Origin of the sequence: Micromonospora sp. WMMD712, from assembly GCF_029581295.1 — a bacterium.
Taxonomy (GTDB): domain Bacteria; phylum Actinomycetota; class Actinomycetes; order Mycobacteriales; family Micromonosporaceae; genus Micromonospora; species Micromonospora carbonacea.
This window is the reverse complement of record NZ_CP120743.1, coordinates 616,565-636,083: the sequence shown is the minus strand read 5'-3', so window position 1 is coordinate 636,083 and position 19,519 is coordinate 616,565. Positions and strand designations below refer to the sequence as shown.

Below are 19,519 nucleotides of genomic sequence, written 5' to 3'. Positions count from 1 at the left end.
TCACGGGCCGGTCCGCACGGTCGCCGGGGCCACGGGCGCAGCGGGCCCGGCGGCGGGGGCCGGCGCGGGGCGCGGGTGGCGGCGCTGGTGCGCCACGCCCACGGCGACGCCGGCCGCGACCAGCGCGACCGAGCCGACCGCGACGGCCGGGTAGCCGACCCGGTCGGCGGCGGCGAGCCCCACGGAGGCCGCGGCGAAGGAGCAGACCAGCCCGAACGACGACAGCACCGTGAAGTCGGTGCCGCCGCTGCCCGGCCGGGAGTAGTCCATGTTGACGGTGTAGAGCACGACGTTCGCGGCCGTGTACGCGGCCATGAAGGCCGACAGCGCCAGCACCGTCGGCGCGAGCGGGGCGCGACCGGTCAGCAGCGGCAGCAGCGCCGCCGTGGACGCCGCCAGGGCCACCCCGGCGGCGACGAGAACCCCGGCGCGGCCGAGCCGGCCGACCAGCGCGCCGGCGGCCAGCCCCGCCACGACGGCCGGCACGCTGGTCACGACGCCGGTGACGACGCCGATCCGCTCCAGCGACCAGCCCGCGTCGACCAGGGCGGGCGACACGAGGGCGTACGCCGCGCCCGCTCCGGTGTAGACCAGCGGCACGACGCCGAAGGTCCACCAGCGGCACCCGGGCTGCCCGAGCACCGACCACAGCGCCCGGTACGCCGGCCCGACGCCGGCGGGACGGGCGACGCGCGGGGGCTCCCGGAAGCGCCACACCACCAGCAGCCCGACGGCGGTCAGCCCGGCCAGCAGCAGGATCGCCGGCACCCACCCGTACCGGTCGTAGACGACCACGCAGGCGCCCCCGCCGAGCAGGTTGCCCACGTAGCTGGCCGACACCTGGACGCCGTTGCCGACGCCCCGGGCGCGCTCGGCGAGCACCCGGACGGCGACGGCGTCGACGGCGATGTCCTGGGTGGCCGACAGCAGCACGTACGCGGCGCAGATCGCCACGATGGGCCCGAGCTGCCCGGCGGGCCGGGGGTACGGCAGCAGGGCGAGCAGCGCGAGCACGAGGCCGCCCTGCAACGCCAGCAGCCAGGACCGGTAGTGGCCCAGGCGGCGGGAGCCGAACCGGTCGAGCAGCGGCGCCCAGAGGAACTTGATCGGCCAGATCAGGCCGACGAACTGCAACAGGGCGAGGGTGTCCAGCGAGGTGCCGCCGTCGCGCAGGATCGCGGTCAGGCCGACGGTGATGAACCCGATGCCGAGGTACTGGGTGACGTAGAGGGTGGTGAGGGTGCCCAGCGGTGACCTCACCGGGCGCTCCAGTAGCCCAGCGCGGTGAGCTGGTGCCGGCCGACGCCGAGGGTACGGCGCAGGTGCCGGGTGATGTCCCGGGTGCTGGCGGCCTCGCAGGCCACCCAGTAGTGCGCGTCGTCGACGCCGGGCAGCGCCGAGCGGACGGTGTCGACCAGGTGCCGGCCCTCGTCGCGGCGCGGCACCCAGACGACCTCGTGGTGCTCGCGGGCCCGGGGCGGCAGCGCCTTCTCGTCGTCGTGGGCGTACTCGACCCAGACCGTCGCCGGCACGTCGGGGGCGGCGTCGAGCAGGCTGTTCACGGCCGGCAGCGACGCGGCGTCGCCGACCAGGTAGAGGTGGCGCGGGGCGGGGTCGGGCAGGCGGAACCCGCTGCCCTGCACGGTGGCCTCGATGGTGTCGCCGACGCGGGCGGCGCTCGCCCAGCGGGCCGCGACGCCGTCGTGCAGGGCGAACTCCAGGCTGAACCGCCCGGCCGCCGGGTCCGGGTCCACGAGGGTGTAGGCGCGCTGGTGGGGCCGGCCGTCGTTGTCGAACCACAGCCGGATCCACATGGTGGGGTGGACGCCGCACTCGGCGAGCAGGCCGCCGTCGTCGACGTGGAGCCGCTGGTAGCGCCCGCCCACCGACTCGGTCCCCCGCACCGTGAGCCGGAAGGTCCGGCCGCCCATCGCGCGCAGCACCAGGGCTTCCCAGTTCCGTTTCACGCACCCCTCCAGTAAGGTCTGCCTAAGTTAGGGGAGGGTAACCTAAATGACGCTGTTACGGGAGTCGACGCCACCGCCGGCGTCGCTCGCGCCGCCCGTCGGGCCGCCGGTCCGCGCCGCCGGCATCCACCGCGACACCTGGGGCGTGCCGCACCTGTGGGCCGACACCGTGGACGACCTCGCCCGCCTCCAGGGCCGGGCCACCGCGCTCGACCGGGCCTGGCAGATCGAGGTGGAGCGGTGGCGCTGCGAGGGGCGGCTCGCCGAGCACGTCGGCCCCGCCGAGGTGGGCTGGGACCGCTTCGCCCGCCGGGCCCGCCTCGACGACACCGCCCGGCGCTGCTACGCCCGGCTCGACCCGGCCACCCGGCGCTGGGTCGCCGCGTACGCGCAGGGGGTCAACGACGGGCTCGCCGAGGGCGCCGCCGCGGCCCCGGAGTTCGCGGCGGCCGGCTGCGCCCCCGGCCGGTGGCGGCCGTGGTCGCCGCTCGGCGTCTTCCTGGTGCAGCACGTGCTCTTCTCGACGTTCCCCAACAAACTGTGGCGGGCCCACGTCGCCGCCACGCTCGGGCCGGCGGCCACCGCCCTGTTCGACGTCGAGGCCCCCGGCGGCTCGGGCAGCAACGCCTGGGTGACGCCGGCCGACCCGGCCACCGGCCGCGGCCCGGTCGTCGCCGGCGACCCGCACCGGATCCTCGAACTGCCCGGCGTCTACCAGCAGGTCCGCCTGGCCTGCCCCGAGTTCGACGTGCTCGGCTTCGCGTTCCCGGGGGTGCCGGGCCTGCCCCACTTCGGCCACGCCGGCGACGTCGCCTGGGCGGTCACCAACGCGATGGCCGACTACCAGGATGTCTACCGCGAGCGGCTGCGCCGCGACGGCGACGTGGTCCTGGTCCGCGAGGCCGACGGCTGGGCGCCGGCCCGCCGCCGGGTCGAACACGTCGTGGTACGCGACGGCGAGCCCCTCCCCGTCGAGGTGATCGAGACGGCCCGGGGGCCGGTGGTCGACCACGACCGGGACACCGGCGAGGCGCTGAGCCTGCGCGCGCCCAGCCGGGTCGAGCAGCGCTGCGGCTTCGACGCGCTGCTGCCGCTGCTGCGGTCGCGGACCGTCGACGACGTCGCCGCCGCGCTCAAGGACTGGGTCGAGCCGGTCAACAGCGTGCTCGTCGCCGACCGGTCGGGCGCGGTCACCCAGCTCGTCGCCGGCCTGGTGCCGGTGCGCGACGAGCGGTGCCGCCGCGAGCCGGTGCCCGCCTGGGAGCCCCGCTACCGCTGGAGCGGCCGGTACGCGGCACTGCCCCGCACGACGGTCACCGGGCCCACGGCCTGCGCCAACGACCGCCGGCCCGACGTGGCGGCGCTGGGCCGCGACTTCGCCCCGCCGCACCGGGCCCGCCGCATCCGCGCCCTGCTCGCCGAGGGCGCCGCGCCGGCGGCCGTGCACATGGACACCCGGCTCGACACGGGCGTGCTGCGCGGCGTCCTCGACCGGCTCGACCCCGACGCCCGCACCGGCCCGGCCCGCGACCTGTGGAAGCGGCTGGCCGACTGGGACGGGCGGATGGCCGCCGACAGCGCCGACGCCGCCGCCTACGCCGCCTGGCGGGCGGCCCTCGCCCGGGGGCTGCACGAGCACCCGGCGCTGCGCCCGCTGCGCGCCCCGGGCGCGTACGACGAGCTGTTCCGGCCGTGGACGAACCCCCTCGGGCGGATCGGCCACGCCCTCGACGCCGTGGTGGCGGGGCTGCCCGGCCTCGGCGTCGACGTCGGGCCCGTGGCCGCCGCCGCCCTGGAGGAGGTCGCGCACGGCGACCCGCCCGGCACCTGGGGTCAGCGGCACGCCCTGCACCCCGTCCACCTGCCGGTCTGCCCCGAGGTCGACGCGGCGGTGGCGGCGATGCGCGACCGCGTCGCGCTGGCCGGCGACAGCGACTGCGTGCTCGCCACCAGCAGCGTCCCCGGCCTGTCGGACGCCTGCTGGCGCGGCCCGGTCGCCCGCTACGTGTGGGACCTGACCGACCGGGCGGCGAGCCGGTGGGTGGTGCCCTTCGGCGCGTCGGGCCGCCCCGACGACCCGCACTTCGCCGACCAGTTGCCGCTGTGGGCCACCGGCGACCTCGTCCCGGTGGAGACCGACTGGCGGCTGCTGACCCGTGAATCCGAGAAGAGGGACACGTGACGTACCAGGAGACCCTGCCCGGCCTCGGCGAGCTGTCCCTCGTCGAGGTCGACCCGCAGGCCCACGCCGAGCTGCTGCACGGCTGGGTCACCCAGCCCCGGGCCGTGTACTGGGGCATGGGCGGCTACACCGTCGAGGAGGTCCGCGAGGTCTACGCCTTCGTCGACGGGCTGGCGACGCACCACGCGTACCTGATCCTGCTCGACGGCGCGCCGGTCGGGCTGTTCCAGACCTACCGGCCGGAGGCCGACCCGGTCGGCGAGCGGTACGCGGTGCTGCCCGGCGACATCGGCATGCACCTGCTGCTGTCCCCCGGTCGACGCCCGCCGCGTGACCTCACCGGCACGCTGGGGCAGGCGCTGGTGCGGTTCCTGTTCCGGGACCCGACCCGGCAGCGGGTCGTGGTCGAGCCGGACGTGCGCAACGAGCTGGCGCTGCGGCGGCTGGCGCGCTCCGGCTTCACGTTCGACGACGAGATCGACATGCCGGACAAGCGGGCGCGGCTGGCGTTCCTGACCCGGGAGCGCTTCGAGGCCCTCTTCCCCGCCCCGCTGCCCGGCTGACCGACGCCGGGGGCCGCCGGGTCGGCCGGGGCGGGGCGCGGTGATGTCGTCTTCGACTCAGCTCCCTACCCGGGGGGGCGTCACCTCGCCGGGCGGTGCGACCGGGCGGCCCCGGGACGGCCGGCGGCAGCCTCGCCCAGCGGGTCGCCGGCGAGCCAGGTGCGCAGCGCCCACCACCAACGCACCGTCTGCGGCACCGGCCACCGGCCGCCCGGCTCGGCGAGGGTCGGCGGCATCCCGGTCAGCTCCTGCAACCGGCGCAGCCGGTAGCGCACCGTGTTCGGGTGCAGGTGCAGGGCCTCGGCCGTGCGGTCCAGCCGCTGGCCGTGGTCGAGGTAGGTCAGCGCGGTCGAGGCGAGCTGCCGGTGGAACTCGTCGGCCGCGTCGAGGGCCGCCAGCAGCTCCCCGCTGACCAGGTCGGCCAGGGCCGGCTGGGCGGCCAGCGCGGTCTCCCCGGCGAGGTCGACCACCCGGTGCAGGCCACGCAGCCCGGCCCGGGACGCGGCGCGCAGGGCGGCCACGCAGAGCCGGTGCAGGGCCGGGGCCTGCGCCAGGGGCCGCGCCGGGGCGGCCACCACGAGCCCGGCCGCGTCGGCGAGGTCGGCGGGCGGCAGTCGTACGCACAGGCCGGCGAGCCGGTCGTCGACGGCGCCGAACAGCGCGCCGCCGCCGCAGAGCTGCCGCTCCACCGCCGCGATCCGGGCCGGGTCGGTCAGCTCGGTGACGACGCAGTGGTAGCGGCCGTCGGGGCGCAGCCCGAAGGCGGCCAGGTCGTCGGGGCGCGGCCCGAGGGCGTCCCCGGGGCACGCATCGCCCGCCTCGTCGAGCAGCAGCCGCCGCAGCAGCCGGTTGCGGGCGTCGCGGCGGGAGCGGGCCAGCTCCAGCTCCGCCGTGTGGTGGCCGTCGACCAGGGCGCGTTCCAGCGCGCTGGCGTACCGGCCGAGCTCCAGCAGGGCGTCCAGCAGCGCGGTGTCGGGTATCCCGGCGGCCCGCCCCCGGTCCAGCGCGATCTCGACCACGCGCTGCCGGCCGGCCTGCACCCCGCGCAGCAGGCCGGCGACCGAGACGCCCTGCGCCGCCCGGTCGGCGCCGAGGCGTCGGGCCTCGGCGAAGTCCCGCTCGCTGGGCTCCGTCAGCCGCTCGAACGACGCCAGCCCGGCGGCCAGCAGCGCCGCCACGTGCCGGCGGTTCTCGGCCGTCGGCAGCCGGGCCACCTCGGGCGAGTGCACCCGGGCCGCCTCGACCATCTCGTCCACCACCCGCCGGTCGGTCGCCAGGTCGCGCAGCAGCGCGCCGAGGGCACCGGCCCGCTCCGGCATCGTCATCGGCCCGCTTCCCTCCGCCCGGGCCACTGTGGCCCGTCCACAACGACCCGGCCGGGTTTTGGCCCCCGTGCCCTACCGGGAGTCCGGCTTCGGTTGGTTTCCTTCTGTTACCGCAAAGTAACACCGCACCAGCGCACGCGGAACGCCACCATCGGTCGCCCCACCGGCAGGAGCAGCCCATGACCGCAGCAGCACCGTCGTCCCCGCCCGTCCGCCGTCCCCGCGCCCGCCGGTACGGGGCCGTCGCCGTCGCCCTCGCCGTCGTGGCCGTCGCCGCGCCGGCCCCGGCCGTCGCCGCCCCCGCCGTCCCGGTGGGCCCCGCCGCCCTGGAGGAGGTGATGTTCGTCGGCAACAACTGGGAGGGCACCGTCGACGTCATCCGCTCCCGGGGGGACTACGCCCGCCTCGGCCGGGTCAACGTCGTGCCCGACAAGCAGCAGCGGCTCTGGGAGATCTACCTCAACCCGATCAAGCTCGCCTTCTACCTGGGCATCCAGCAGGGCCCCGGCGAGGGGCACGACCAGCTCGTCGACGACATGTACACCACGCCGGACGGCACCGCGCTGGTGGCGTCCCGGCCCAGCTTCGCCGACGTCGTCTCGATCGACCTGCGCACGGGCGCGGTGCGCTGGCGGTTCCCCGTCTCCGGGTTCCGCTCCGACCACATGGCCGTCTCCCCGGACGGCACCCGCGTCGCGGTGTCGGCGTCCACCTCGGACACGGTGCACGTGCTCGACATCGACACCGGCAAGCAGCTCGGCTCGTTCGGCACCGGCGACACCCCGCACGAGAACATCTTCACCGGCGGCGGCCGGTACATCTGGAACATGTCCATCGGGGATGTCAACAGCTCCTTCGACGCCCCGTCGCAGGACTGGACCAAGGGCGACCGCAAGATCACCATCGCCGACGCGGGCACCTTCGCGAAGGTGAAGGAGATCGACATGCGGCCCCGGCTCGACGCGTACGGCCGCAGCGACCTCTCCGACGCCGTCCGGCCGGCGGTCTTCACCCCGGACGAGAGCAGGCTCTACTTCCAGGTGTCGTTCTTCAACGGATTCGTCGAGTACGACGTGGCCGGCGACCGGGTCACCCGGGTCGCCACGCTGCCGAAGAACCCGAACACCACCGAGGACCGCACGAAGTGGGTCAACGACTCGCGGCACCACGGCATGTCGATCAGCCCGGACGGGGCGAAGCTCTGCGTCGCCGGAACGATGGACGACTACACCACGATCGTCGACCGTTCCACCCTAACCCCGGGTCCGCTGGTCACGGCCAGCAAGCCGTACTGGGCGACGGTGAGCGGCGACGGCCGCGACTGCGTCATCTCCGAGTCGGGCGCCGACCAGGTCACGGCGATCAGCTTCGCCACGGGCCAGAAGGTGGTCAGCGTGCCCGTCGGCGACCACCCGCAGCGGGTGCGGATCGGGCACCTCCCCGCCGGCTGGACCCCGCCGGCCGCCCGGTAGTCCCCCGCGCGGGCGCGGCCCGGCCGGATCACCGGCCGGGCCGCGCCCGTCTGTCGGGGTGGTCAGCCGCCGAGGCTGGCGGCGGCCGAGGCGATCGCGGAGGCGAAGTAGCTCACCTGCGTGTAGACGCCCGGGTAGTTGGGGCGGGCGCAGCCGTTGCCCCAGCTGACGATGCCCACCTGGATCCAGGCGTTGCTGGCGTCGCGGCGGAACATCGGGCCGCCCGAGTCGCCCTGGCAGGTGTCGGTGCCGCCGGAGGCGTAGCCGGCGCAGATCTCCTCGGCCGGGATGATGTCGCCGCCGTAGTTGGCGTTGCAGACGGAGTCGCTGACGAACGGCACGGTGGCCTTGAGCAGGTAGCGCTGCTGGGCGCCGCCCTCGCGCGCCGCGCCCCAGCCGGCGACGGTGAAGGTGCCGCTGTCGTACGCGCCCGAGGTGGCGATGGGCAGGGTGGCCAGGCCGGTGACCGGGGTGGCCAGGCGGATCAGCGCCCAGTCCTTGCCGTTGCCGTTGTAGCCCGGCGCGCGGTAGACGTAGTTGGACCGGACGGTGATCCGGCTGGCCGACTGGAGGTCGACCACGCCGAGCGTGGCGGTGATGCTGGTGTTGGCGCCGGTGCGGCTGACGCAGTGCGCGGCGGTGAGGACCAGGGTGGGGCTGTAGAGCGCGCCGCCGCAGCCCATGGAGAGCCGCACCATGAAGGGGAACTCGCCCTGGGCGGCGGGCGTGCCGCCGACCACGTTCGGGGTGACCGTGGCGTCGCCCGCCGCGGCGGCGGGTGCGGCGAGGGTGAGGCTGCCCGCGGTCACCGCGGCCAGCGCGGTGGCCAACAGGCCGGTGAGGGTGCGCCAGCGAACCATGTGTTCCTCCGCATCATCTGCGGTGCGCCGGGGGTGACGCGCCGCCTTCGGATGACGGGAATCATATTTACGACAGTCGATTACCAATCATCCTCACCTGGTCATACGACGGTGCTATCGCCGCGCTCAGCCTGCGCCGAAGCAGACGAAGGCCGCCGCCGTGGCCAGGGCGGCGGCGTCGCCCGTCGCCACGAACGCGGCCTGGGCGTCGGCCAGGGCCCGCGCCGGCCGCGCGCCGCCCCGCATCCTCCGGTGCAGGTCGAGCATCAGCGCGGTGGTGGGCTCGGCCGGCACCGGCAGCACGGTGGCCACCAGGCAGCGGGCGCCCCGGGCCAGCAGCACCGCCGTGAAGCCCATGACCTCGTCGCCGGGGCGCACCCCGGACAGCCCCGAGTCGCACGCGGACAGCACGACGCAGCCGGGCGGCCGGGGCAGCCGCTCCAGCTCGTAGGCCAGCAGCGGGCCGTCGGCCAGCTCCAGGCGGGAGAATAGCGGGTTGTCGGCCCGGAAGGTGCCGTGCGCGGCGATGTGGGCCAGCGCCGCACCGTCCAGCGCGGCGGTCAGCGCGCCGGCGGTGGCGTCCGCCCCGGTGAACACCCGCGCGCCGGGCAGCACGCCGGCGAGCTGGCGCACCTCGGTCTGCGCGGCCGGCAGGCGCGGCCCCGCCGCCAGCACCGGGGGCCCGGCCGGCGCGTCCCGGCGGTCCGCGGCCAGCCAGGCCGTCGCCGAGGGGGCGACGGTGACCGGCCGGCCGGCGCAGCTGGGCAGGCCCGCCCACGGCACGGCGTGCAGGGCCCCGATCGGGACGACGACCAGGGGACGGTCGCCCAGGTGCCGGCGCAGCGGGTCGAACAGCTGCCGGTCCAGCGCCGTCGCCGCGTGCGCCACCCCGGCCCGCACGCCCGCCGAGTCGCCGGTGGTGACCAGCCGGCGCAGGCCGAAACGCAGCAGCCGGGCCCGGTTCGCCGCCTCGGCGAGCGGGCCGAGGTCGTGCAGCGTCGCCCGGCCGTCGCGGACCAGCACCGCCCGCAGCCGCTCCCCGTGCGCCACCAGCTCGACCAGCACGCGCGGGCCGAGCCGCCCGGCCAGCGTCGACACGCCGGGCGGGGCCGCCACGGCACCGCCGCCGGGCACCCGGCGGGACAGGTCGCGGATGTGCTGCTCCAGCCGCGCCTGCCGGCCCCGCAGCGCGTGCGCCGGCCGACCGGCCAGCAGGTCGTCCTCCAGCAGGCTGCTGACCAGTCGCAGCTCGGTGAGCGCGGCGAGCAGGTCCGGGTCGGCCGGCGGCAGCGCCGCCCGGGTGCGCACCGCGCTGGCCCGCCACCGCTCCGCCCAGGCCAGCACCCGGGCCGGCGCGCCCGAGCGGACCGCGATGTCGAGGCCCTCGGCGGCCAGCTCCTGCCCGTACGCCCCGCTGTGCGCCCGCAGCTCGGTGGCGCCGAGCGAGGCCCGGTGGCTGTCCAGCACGGCCAGCCCGCGCCGCAGCGCCCGCGCCGCGGACCGGTCGTCCCCGGCGAGGCGGTGCGACAGCGCCAGGGCGTACCACCCCTGGGCCCGGCCGGGCGCGGTGCCCCACCGGCGGGCGCGGGCCGCGGCCCCCAGCAGCTCCGCCGCGCGGTCGGCGCGGCCCAGCGCGGCGGCCAGCCGGCCGGCGTCGATCCGGGTGGTCAGCGCGGGGCCGGGCCAGCCGGTCGCGTCGAGCTGACCGGCGGTACGCACCAGCGCCGTCAACAGGGCCGCCGACCGGGTGCCCCGGCGGAACTCCGCGCGCAACTCGACGTGCCGGGCGAAGGCCGCCCAGGTGCGGCGACCCTGGCGGCGGAACCGGGCCCGCGCCTGCGCGGCCGTGCCGATGGCGGTGTCCAGGTCGCCGGCGAGCAGCGCGGCCCGGGCCCGGGCCAGCAGCGCCTCGGCGAGGTCGGAGGCCATGCCCCGGCGGTTCAGCTCCCGCACGGCCACGGCGGCGACCTCGACCGCCTCGTCGAGCAGGGGCACCGACAGCAGCAGCTCGAAGCGGTCCAGCAGCAGCGCCGGCCGGGGCACGGCCAGCCGGCCGTACTCCTGCTCGACCTCGGCGAAGCAGCGCAGCGCGCCCACCGTGTCGCCGCGTTGGCCGACCGCGATGCCCAGGTTCCAGCGGGCGTCGGCGGCGGCCAGGTCCAGCCCCAGCCCCTCGAAGATCGCCGCCGACCGGGCGAGGTCGTCGTCGCGGCCCCGCGCGCCCCGGTGGGCGTTGAGCAGGCCCCGGTTGTTGCGGGCCCGGGCCTCCAGCAGCCGGTCGCCCTCGCGCTGGGCGATGTCGACGGCGAGGGAGTAGTCGCGCACCGCCTCGTCGTAGCGGCCCCGGTAGTGCAGCACCACGCCCCGCTGCATCCGGGCGCGCCCGGCGTCGGCGCCGGTGAGCTGCGGCAGGGCGGCGGTCACCGCCCGCAGCGCCGCGGCGGTGCGGCCGGCGTTGGCCAGCACGTAGCCGAGGCTCATCCGGGCCAGGGCACGCGCCCGGGGCGTCGTGGCGGCCCGTTCCGCCCGGCGCAGGTGACGCAGCGCCCCGGGCAGGTCGTTGAGCTCCCGCAGGGCCAGGCCGATCGCCCGTTCGGCGGTGGACCGCTCGTCACCCGCGACGGCGCGACCCCCGGCGAGCACCCGCTGCGCGACCGCGATCGCCTCGCGGGGATAGCGCTGCACGGCGTCGAGCGCGGACTGGGCCGCGCCGGCGGAACCGGCGCTGTCGGCCATGGCAGACAGCGTTCCCGATGGACCCGCCCACCGTCAATCCGGGGTCCGACAGTGGAAATTGCCGGCATTGGACCGCCCATTCCTCCAATTGACTTTCAACTATGCTTTGGAAGAATCGACAGCGCCCCGACGTGCTGTCGCACCGGGACACCGCCGACCGCGCACGTCGCGACCGCCTGGAGGACCGGTGCTTCCTGACCGCCCCCGCACGCCATTGCCCGCCGGTCGACTGTCCCGGCGAGGGCTGCTCGCCCTCGCCGCGTGCGCGGCGGCGGTGCCGCTCGGCGGCGGGGCGCGACCGGCCGCCGCCGAGGGCACGGACGACGAGGCGTACCAGAAGGCGTTCTCCACGGCGTTGGCCGCCGACCCCGACGTGCGGCGCTTCACCACGCAGGGCCGGGAGTTCCTCTACCGCCCCCGGCAGATGCTCGCCGCCAACGCCGACGTCCAACGGGTCCTGTCCTGGCTGCGCTCGCGCGGGCACCAGGTGAACGCCGGGGCCGGCTTCGCCGGGGTCACCCGCCTGCTGTTCGCCAAGGAGACCGACGTGCCGGCGGTGGTGACGGCGCTGCGCGACCCGAGGCAGTGGCCCGGCCAGCAGGTCCCCCGGGTGCAGCCGCACCACGTGCTGCTGGGCCTGGGCAACATCATGGGCAACCCCGGCAGCCCGCCCCACGCCGCGGCGGCGCTGCCGCCGCCGGACCCGTCCCGCCTCGGCGAGGGGGCCGGCGTCACCGTCGGGGTCTGCGACACCGGGATCTGGCAGCAGGCCGGCGCCTGGCACCCCCAGTGGCTCGGCGGCAGCTACCTGCCGGAGGCCGACGACCTGGACGCGCTCTACGTCTCCGGCACCACGCTGGCCCCGCAGGGCGGGCACGGCACCTTCGTCGCCGGGGTCGTCCGGCAGGCCGCGCCGGGGGTGCGGGTGGACCCCGAGCAGGCGTTGGACCCCACCGGCGTCGGCGACGAGGCGATGCTGGTGGCCGCCATGTCCCGCCTCGGCTCGCAGGTGACCGTGATCAACCTGTCCCTCGGCGGCTTCACCCAGGACGACGTGCCCCCGCTGCCGCTGGTCAACGCCGTGGCCGCGCTGCCGGCGCAGACCGCCGTGGTGGCCGCCGCCGGCAACGCCGGCAGCAGCCGTCCCGCCTGGCCGGCCGCCCTGGAACGGGTGCTCGCCGTGGCCGCGGTGCGCCGCGACGGCGGGGTCCTCGCGCCGGCGTCCTACAGCGGCTTCGGCCCGTGGGTCGACGCCTGCGCCCTCGGCGAGCGCGACAGCACGTACGTCGAAGGCCAACTGCCGCTGCCCGGGCGACCGACCCTGGTGTTCCACGGCTTCGCGACGTGGGCCGGCAGCTCCTTCGCCACGGGCCACGTCTCCGGTAGGCTCGCCGCGATGATGACCGCCGGTGGCCTGAGCGCCGACGCGGCGCGGCTCGCGCTGCTGACGAATCCCCGCTGGCATCCCGACTACGGGGTGTTCGTCGCATGAGCCGCGCGACGGGCCACGGGGAGGCGCGGTGACCGACACGACGGCGACCCGCCTGGTGGCGGCGGCCTCCGACGGCGACGAGGCGGCCTGGGCGGAGCTGGTGCGCCGCTACACGCCGCTGGTGGTGGCGGTGATCCGGGCCCACGGGATGAGCCGCGCCGACGCCGCCGACGTCAACCAGACGGTGTGGCTGCGCCTGGTGGAGCGGCTCGGTCAACTGCGCGACCCGGAGGCGCTGGCCGCCTGGCTGGCGACCACGACCCGGCGCGAGTGCTACCGGCTGTCCCGCCTCGACCGCCGCATGCGGCCCGTCGACCCCTACGACGACACGCTCGACGCCCGGCACGGGTCGCTGGTAGACGCGGTGACGCCCGACGAGGAGCTGCTGCGCGCCGAGCGGCGGCAGGCGCTGCGGGAGGGCTTCGCGCAGCTCCCGCCCCGCTGCCAGGACCTGCTGGCGCTGCTGACGGCCGACCCGCCGGCCAGCTACCGGGAGATCGGCGAACGGCTGGGCATGCCGGTGGGTAGCATCGGCCCGACCCAGGCGCGCTGCCTGCGCAAGCTGCGCGCCTGCCCGGCGCTGGCCCCGTTCCTCGGGGTGCGCCGTGGCCTGGACACGAGCGGGGGTGAACGCGATGGCGCCGTGGCCGCCGGCCGATGACGACGCCCTGACCGTGGAGCTGGGCGCCGCGCTGTGGGACACCGGGCCCGTCCCGGAGGAGTTCCTCACCGCGGCGCGGGCCGCGTTCGCCTGGCGGACGGTCGACGCCGAGCTGGCGGTCGCCGAGCTGATGTTCGACTCGGCGTGCGACGCCGAACCGGCCGGCCTGACCCGCTCGGGCGGCTCCGCCCGCACGCTGTCGTTCCGCAGCGGGCAGGTGGTGCTGGAGATCGAGGTGACCGAGGCCGGGATAGTCGGCCAGCTCTCCCCGCCCCGGGGCGGGCGGGTCACCGCCCGCACGGCCACCGGACCCTACGACGAGTCGGCGGTCGACGAGGTGGGCTTCTTCTCGCTGGGCGCTCCCCCGTCGGGCCCGGTCCGGCTGTCGGCCCGCGCCGACGGGTACGCCGTCGCCACCGACTGGGTCAGCCTGGGCTGACGCCCGTGGCGCAGCGGGTAGCTGGGCCCGCCGATACCGCGAGTCAGCGCATAGGGAGCTGAGTCGGTCACGACATCAACCCGGCCGGATTCACGGCGGGCCACGTGATGGCGTATTCGACTCAGCTCCCTATGCGGCGCGAGAAGGAGCCGCCGGCCGCAAGGTCCGGCCGGCCGATGCCCGAGGGCACCAGCAGGCCGGACCTCGACTCAGCGCATACTGGGTCAGCGCAGGCCGGACTCGATGGCCTCGATGATCCGGGGCCGCAGCTCGGCGGCGCGGATGACGGCGTCGACGGAGCCGACCTCGACCGCGCGCTGGATGTTGTGCACCCGGTCGAACTCGGCGGCGACCTCGCCCAGCTTCTCGGCCCGCACCGACGAGCGCAGCTCGTCCAGCTCGGCGGTCAGGGCGGCCCGGTCGGTGCCGGAGGCCGCCGCGACGCGGGCCTCCAGGTCCCGCACCCGCGGGTCGGCGGCGGTGCGCGCGTTGACGTCGCCGGAGAAGACCACGGCGGCGGCGGGCGCGCCGCCCAGCACCGACGCGAACGAGCCCTCCAGCGCCAGCACGGTCATGTTCGGGTTCAGCGCCTTCGAGAAGACCACGAACGCGCCGCCGTGATAGCGGGAGATCACGCAGAACACGATCGGGCCGCGGAAGTTGACGATCGCCCGGCCGATCTCCGCGCCGTACTCCAGCTGGAGCTTGCGCATCGACTCCGGCGAGCCGTCGAAGCCGGACAGGTTCGCCAGCACGACCAGGGGCCGGTTGCCGCTGGCCGTGTTGATCGCCCGCGCGGCCTTCTTCGACGAACGCGGGAACAGCGTGCCCGCCGTGTAGGTGTCCGGGCCGTCGGTGGGCGGGAAGCCGCGCCGGGGCACCGACCGCGACTCGATGCCGAGCAGGCACACCGGCATACCGCCCAGGTGCACGTCCTGCACCACCGCGGTCTCCGCGTCGGCCATCCCCGCCCAGCGCTCCAGCACCGGGTGGTCCTGGTCGGACAGGGCCCGCATGACGCTGCGGATGTCGAACGGCTTCTTGCGGTCGGGGTTGGCCTCGGCGGAGAAGATCTCGCCGACCGTGGCGAAGTCGCTGCCCGCCATGATGTGCGGGAAGTCGGAGACGTCACGGTCGACGGGGTCGGTCGTGGTCGCCCGGCGCGGCCCGGACTCGCCGGGGACGACGTACGTGTGGTCGTAGTGCGCCATCAGCACGTCCCGCGCGGCGGTCAGGTTCGGCGCCCAGTACTGCGCCTGCCCGTTGGGCCCCATCACCCGGTCGTAGCCGCCGATGCCGAAGTTGTCCTCCGCCGAGACGCCGCCGGAGAAGTCGAGCGACTGCTTGCCGGTGAGCACCATCGCCGAGTCCGGCGTCATCACCAGGACGCCCTTGGTGTGCATGAGCATCGTCGCCTCGGCGTTCCAGTACGGCTGCGCGCCGACGTTGATGCCCGCGACCACAATGTTCATCTCGCCGCCGTCCTGGGTGAACTCGACGATCCGCTTGAGCGCCGCGGCCACCCAGTCCATGTTCTCCGTGCCGGACTCCATGGAGATCCGCGCGCCGGAGGACAGCGCGTACCACTCCAGCGGCACCCGCATCGACTCGGCCAGGTCCAGCGCGGCGATCACCCGCCGGCACTCCGGCTCCGACAGTGCGCCGAGCGACTTCGTCGGGTCGCCGAGCAGCACGACCCGGGTGACGCCCTCCGGGTGGCGCGTCGTGCGGGTGGTGACCACGCCCGCGACGAGCGCCGCGCGGTTGCGGCCCCGGGGCCGGTCGACCGGCACCAGCGCGTGCCGCTCGTCGAGGTCGTGCTCGACGAACTCGCCGAGCAGGCCGGTCAGCTCGTAGGGGTAGACCGTGTTGCGGCTGGCGGCCCGCAGCACCTTCTGCCGGTAGTCGTCGAGCGGCTCGACCGGCTCGTCCGACGGCTCGCCGACGGTCAGCTCGGCCGCGCCGGTGGCGTCGAAGGAGACCCGCACGGCGATCTTGGTCAGCTCGCCGGTCTCCCGGTCGCGCTGCCGCGCGATGAACAGGATCTCCTCCAGCCCCGCGCCGGCGGTCGTCGGCAGCACCCGACCGGCGATCGTCTCCAGCTCGGCGCGGGTGATGTCGCTCGGCGGCCAGACGTAGACCACGATCCGGTTGGTGTTGGCCCGCTTGTTCGACGGCCGCCGCGACAGCGCGCGCCGGATCGAGTCCAGGCAGGTGGCCACGGTGTCCTCGGCCGTCGGCAGCGACACCAGCCGGCCGTCGTGCTCGCGCAGCTCGGTCAGGTCGCGCACCTGGGCGAACGCGACGAGGCGCTCGTCGGACGGGTTCTCCCGGGCCACGCACCGGAAGAGGTAGACCTCCTCGTCCGACGACGGCAGCCGGGTCAGGTCGAACTTGCGCAGCCGCTCCAGCTGCATCCGCTGCGCGATGTACGGGTGCAGGAAGCGGACCAGCCGCTCCTCGGCCATCCCGGTGGTCGACGGGCGGAACGTGAAGTGGTGGTGCATCACCGCGCCGCTGCGGCCGGCGACGGTGGCGGTGATCCGGCGGACTCCGGCAGGCAGCGGGTGGGCCCCGATGACCTCGTGCAGCGCCGCCGCCATCGCGTCGGGGTCCTCCGGCTGCCGCTCCCAGGCGAGGTAGACGTCGGCGTCGACGGCCTCCTCGCCGCCGGCCAGCTCCGCCAGCCCGCGCAGCGCGTCGCCCAGCGCCTCGAACCGCACCGCGGCGGAGACCACCCGCGAGTCGGCCCGGTCGGCGACGACGAACGTGCAGCCGGCGACGGAGCTGGTGCGTACGTCGGTGAGGCCCTTGTTGCCGTAGTAGCGGCGGGTCAGCACCTCCAGCATCACCGCGTTGTCGAGGTGGTCGCGGACCAGCCGCTGGCCGAGCAGCCGCACCAGCGGCTCGGTGCTGCGCACCATCTCGGCGACGCGCTCGGCGCGGTCCGGCGCGTCGGGCTGGGCGTCGAGGTGGCGCAGGTGCCGGCGCACGGCGGCGTAGACGCGGGCCCGGTTGCGGCGCAGCAGCGGCTGGCCCAGCCAGGCGAACACCACCCCGCGCGCGAGGTCGGCGACGACGGGGAAGCGGACCTGCGTGGCGGCCACCAGCCGCTCCAGCGCGAGGCCGGCCGGCTCGCGCAGCACGTCGTCCGGCGGGGGCTCGCGCAGCCACTCGCGCAGCAGCGTCGCGACGACCGTGGCGTCGGCGGCGGCGCGCTGCTGGGCGAGGAAGATCCGGAACACGGCGGCCTCGAGGGCGGGCGTGCGCTCCAGCTCGGTGACGCCGTAGTGCCCGAGGGCCTTGGCCAGCTTGGCCTGGAACGTGTCCGGCAGGCCGGCGCGCTCGACGTCGAGGCACTGCAGGTAGGTGTGGAAGTATTCGCGGGCGCTGAAGACGTGGCCGTCGCCGTCCTCGCCGGCCGGCCGGTTGCGGCTCAGCTCGGCGAGGTCGGCGAACACGTCGACGAGGCCGAACTCCTCGGCCAGCGGCCGGTAGCCGGCCTCGGCGGCGGCCCGGCGGGCGACCAGGTAGTCGTCGAGGACCCGCCGGTCGTCGTGCGGGTCGACGTCGAAGCCCAGCAGCAGGCTGCGCAGGTCCTCCTGGCCGCGCGTGGCACGCTCGCGCGCCGGGACCGTCGCGGGGGCGGCGGGCAGGTCCAGCTCGACGGCCGGGCCGGACGAGGTGTCCTCGGCGGCGGCGTCGTCGGCGAGGGGCTCCAGCCGCAGCAGCGGCGCGCCCGTCTCGACCTGGCTGCCGACGGAGACGGCGCACTCCTTGAGCCGCGCCCGGAACGGCGCGCGCAGCACCGTCTCCATCTTCATGCTCTCCAGCACCAGCACCGGCGCGCCCGCCTCGACCTCCGCGCCGACCTCCAGCGGCGTGGCGACGACCAGCGCGGGCGCGGGCGAGCGGACGACGCCGCCCTCGTCGCGGCTGACCCGGTGGGTCACCCCGTCGACCTCGACCAGGTGCACCGGCCCGTGGGTGCCGGTGAGCAGGCGGTAGCGCGCGCCGTTGACGGCGATCTGCCCGGTGTGCCGGTCGAAGCGGTCGAGCTCGACGTCGGCGGTGCGCACGCCGTCGCCGGCCTCGATGCCGACGCGGAACCGGTGCGCGCCGACGCGCGCCACCCGGACCCGGTAGCCGACGCCGCGCAGCTTCAGGTCCAGCGGCCGGCCGCTGGCGTGCTGCACCTGCGGACGCCCGCCGAACGCCGTCGACAGCAGCCGCTGCCGCTCGGCGCGCTCCTCCTCCTCGTACGCCTCGATGGCGGCGGCGGCCAGCGCGACGGCGGAGTGCCGGTGCGTCACGAGCCGGCCCTCGCCCCGGACGCGGTCGATCCAGCCGGTGTCGGCGCTGGCGTCGATCACCTCGGGCTGGTCGAGCAGGTCGAGCACGAAGCTCTTGTTCGTCGCGCCGCCCTCGATGATCACCGTGGTCTCCGCCATGGCGCGGCGCAGCCGGCCGAGCGCCTCGTGGCGGTCGCGGCCGTACGCGATGATCTTGGCGATCATGGAGTCGAAGTCGGCGGGGATGGTGTCGCCCGCGCTGACGCCGGTGTCGACCCGGATGCCGGGCCCGGCGGGCAGGTCGAGCCGGGCGATGCGGCCCGGGGAGGGGGCGAAGTCGCGGTCCGGGTCCTCGGCGTTGAGCCGGGCCTCGATGGCGTGCCCGCGCTCGACCGGCGGCGCGCCGTCGAGCCGGCCGCCGGAGGCCACGTGCAGCTGCGCCTTGACCAGGTCGAATCCGCAGGTCACCTCGGTGATCGGGTGCTCGACCTGCAACCGGGTGTTGACCTCCAGGAACGCGAACAGCCGGTCGCCGGGGTGGTAGAGGAACTCGACGGTGGCGGCGCCCCGGTAGCCGACGGCGACGGCGAGCCGCTCGGCCGACGCCTTGAGCTCGGCGGCCTGCTCGGGGCTGAGCACCGGCGAGGCCGACTCCTCGATGACCTTCTGGTTGCGCCGCTGCACGGAGCAGTCGCGCACGCCCAGCGCCCACGCGGTGGCGCCGTCGGCGATCACCTGCACCTCGACGTGCCGGGCGCCGGTGACGAGGCGCTCTAGGAACACGACGCCGCTGCCGAACGCGCGGGCCGCCTCCTGGCTGGTGCGCTCGTAGGCGTCGGCCAGCTCGGCGGAGCTGGTGACCACCCGGATGCCGCGCCCGCCGCCGCCCGCCGTGGCCTTGAGCATCAGCGGGTAGCCGATCCGCTCGGCGGCGGCCAGGGCGTCGTCGAGGGTCTCGACCGCGCCCCGGCTCCACGGCGCGACCGGCACGCCGACCTCCTCGGCGATCAGCTTCGCGCCGATCTTGTCGCCGAGCTTGCGCATGGCGTCCGCGCTCGGCCCGACGAAGGTGACGCCGACCCGCTCGCACAGCTCCGCGAAGGCCGGGTCCTCGGCGACGAAGCCCCAGCCGACCCACGCGGCGTCGGCCCCGGTCTCCACCAGGGCGCGCTCCAGGGCCTTCAGGTCGAGGTACGGCCGCGCCGAGGCGGGGCCCAGGTCGTACGACAGGTCGGCCTCGCGGACGAAGGTGGCCGTGCGGTCGACGTCGGTGTGCAGGGCGACGGTCTCGATCCGTGTCCCGGTCTCGGCGGCCAGGTCCCGGACGGCGTGGATGAGGCGCATCGCGGCCTCTCCACGGTTGACGATGGCGACACGACTGAACACCGACCCAGCCCTCCTGTAGACCGACGACGGGCGCACGCGACACTGCGACCCCGGCAGTGTTCACCCTTCCCTCTACCGGCGGGCAGCGCCATGTCGCAGACAGCGCAGGCTGCGCGGCCGACGTTGTAGGAAACCACCAAAGAC

The 19,519-nt window shown here is 76.0% G+C and carries 12 protein-coding genes; 6 read left to right on the top strand and 6 right to left on the bottom strand.

The window, feature by feature from the left end; all coding sequences use genetic code 11:
- The gene (locus tag O7633_RS02395) at positions 1–1,260 is read right to left on the bottom strand and encodes an MFS transporter (protein WP_278135107.1); all 1,260 of its coding nucleotides are present in this window, start codon (positions 1,258–1,260) and stop codon (positions 1–3) included.
- Positions 1,257–1,967: a siderophore-interacting protein gene (locus O7633_RS02390; protein WP_074476473.1), complete on the bottom strand. Its 711-nt coding sequence runs from the start codon at positions 1,965–1,967 to the stop codon at positions 1,257–1,259. The genes O7633_RS02395 and O7633_RS02390 overlap by 4 nt, the downstream gene beginning before the upstream one ends.
- 46 nt (positions 1,968–2,013) lie before the next feature.
- Between O7633_RS02390 and O7633_RS02385 the strand changes: the two genes are divergently transcribed.
- Together O7633_RS02385 and O7633_RS02380 are read left to right on the top strand one after the other, a co-directional pair.
- Positions 2,014–4,149, top strand: a complete 2,136-nt coding sequence (locus tag O7633_RS02385) for a penicillin acylase family protein (protein ID WP_282325731.1) — start codon at positions 2,014–2,016, stop codon at positions 4,147–4,149.
- Positions 4,146–4,712: a GNAT family N-acetyltransferase gene (locus O7633_RS02380; protein WP_282325730.1), complete on the top strand. Its 567-nt coding sequence runs from the start codon at positions 4,146–4,148 to the stop codon at positions 4,710–4,712. The genes O7633_RS02385 and O7633_RS02380 overlap by 4 nt, the downstream gene beginning before the upstream one ends.
- A gap of 80 nt (positions 4,713–4,792) precedes the next feature.
- On the opposite strand, the gene O7633_RS02375 is transcribed toward O7633_RS02380, so the two are convergent.
- Complete coding sequence (locus O7633_RS02375) at positions 4,793–6,037, bottom strand: PucR family transcriptional regulator (protein WP_282325728.1); 1,245 nt, start codon at positions 6,035–6,037, stop codon at positions 4,793–4,795.
- 179 nt (positions 6,038–6,216) lie between these two features.
- Between O7633_RS02375 and O7633_RS02370 the strand changes: the two genes are divergently transcribed.
- On the top strand, positions 6,217–7,509 hold the full coding sequence (locus O7633_RS02370; RefSeq protein ID WP_282325727.1) for a YncE family protein: 1,293 nt from the start codon (positions 6,217–6,219) through the stop codon (positions 7,507–7,509).
- A gap of 62 nt (positions 7,510–7,571) precedes the next feature.
- On the opposite strand, the gene O7633_RS02365 is transcribed toward O7633_RS02370, so the two are convergent.
- Positions 7,572–8,369, bottom strand: coding sequence for a serine protease (locus O7633_RS02365; protein ID WP_278135095.1), 798 nt, complete (start codon positions 8,367–8,369; stop codon positions 7,572–7,574).
- 126 nt (positions 8,370–8,495) lie between these two features.
- Positions 8,496–11,105, bottom strand: a complete 2,610-nt coding sequence (locus tag O7633_RS02360) for a CHAT domain-containing protein (protein ID WP_282325726.1) — start codon at positions 11,103–11,105, stop codon at positions 8,496–8,498.
- A 187-nt stretch (positions 11,106–11,292) separates the two neighbouring features.
- Here O7633_RS02360 and O7633_RS02355 point away from each other — a divergent pair, with 187 nt between their 5' ends.
- The 3 genes from O7633_RS02355 to O7633_RS02345 are packed head-to-tail and all read left to right on the top strand — an operon-like array spanning position 11,293 to position 13,697.
- Positions 11,293–12,597 carry a S8/S53 family peptidase gene (locus O7633_RS02355; protein WP_282325724.1) on the top strand — a complete coding sequence of 435 codons (1,305 nt, stop codon included), beginning with the start codon at positions 11,293–11,295 and terminating at the stop codon, positions 12,595–12,597.
- A gap of 28 nt (positions 12,598–12,625) precedes the next feature.
- Positions 12,626–13,258, top strand: a complete 633-nt coding sequence (locus tag O7633_RS02350; protein ID WP_278135089.1) for a sigma-70 family RNA polymerase sigma factor — start codon at positions 12,626–12,628, stop codon at positions 13,256–13,258.
- Positions 13,233–13,697: a hypothetical protein gene (locus O7633_RS02345; RefSeq protein WP_074476481.1), complete on the top strand. Its 465-nt coding sequence runs from the start codon at positions 13,233–13,235 to the stop codon at positions 13,695–13,697. The genes O7633_RS02350 and O7633_RS02345 overlap by 26 nt, the downstream gene beginning before the upstream one ends.
- 224 nt (positions 13,698–13,921) lie before the next feature.
- Here the strand turns inward: O7633_RS02345 and O7633_RS02340 are convergent, their stop codons facing one another.
- Complete coding sequence (locus O7633_RS02340) at positions 13,922–19,375, bottom strand: carboxyl transferase domain-containing protein (RefSeq protein WP_282325723.1); 5,454 nt, start codon at positions 19,373–19,375, stop codon at positions 13,922–13,924.
- Between the last annotated feature and the right edge of the window lie 144 nt (positions 19,376–19,519).

Excerpts from the sequence above, each read along its gene's own strand:
- O7633_RS02385 (WP_282325731.1), top strand. The coding sequence starts at position 2,014 with ATGACGCTGTTACGGGAGTCGACGCCACCGCCGGCGTCGCTCGCGCCG.
- O7633_RS02375 (WP_282325728.1), bottom strand. The coding sequence starts at position 6,037 with ATGACGATGCCGGAGCGGGCCGGTGCCCTCGGCGCGCTGCTGCGCGAC.
- O7633_RS02370 (WP_282325727.1), top strand. The coding sequence starts at position 6,217 with ATGACCGCAGCAGCACCGTCGTCCCCGCCCGTCCGCCGTCCCCGCGCC.
- O7633_RS02365 (WP_278135095.1), bottom strand. The coding sequence starts at position 8,369 with ATGGTTCGCTGGCGCACCCTCACCGGCCTGTTGGCCACCGCGCTGGCC.
- O7633_RS02360 (WP_282325726.1), bottom strand. The coding sequence starts at position 11,105 with ATGGCCGACAGCGCCGGTTCCGCCGGCGCGGCCCAGTCCGCGCTCGAC.
- O7633_RS02345 (WP_074476481.1), top strand. The coding sequence starts at position 13,233 with ATGGCGCCGTGGCCGCCGGCCGATGACGACGCCCTGACCGTGGAGCTG.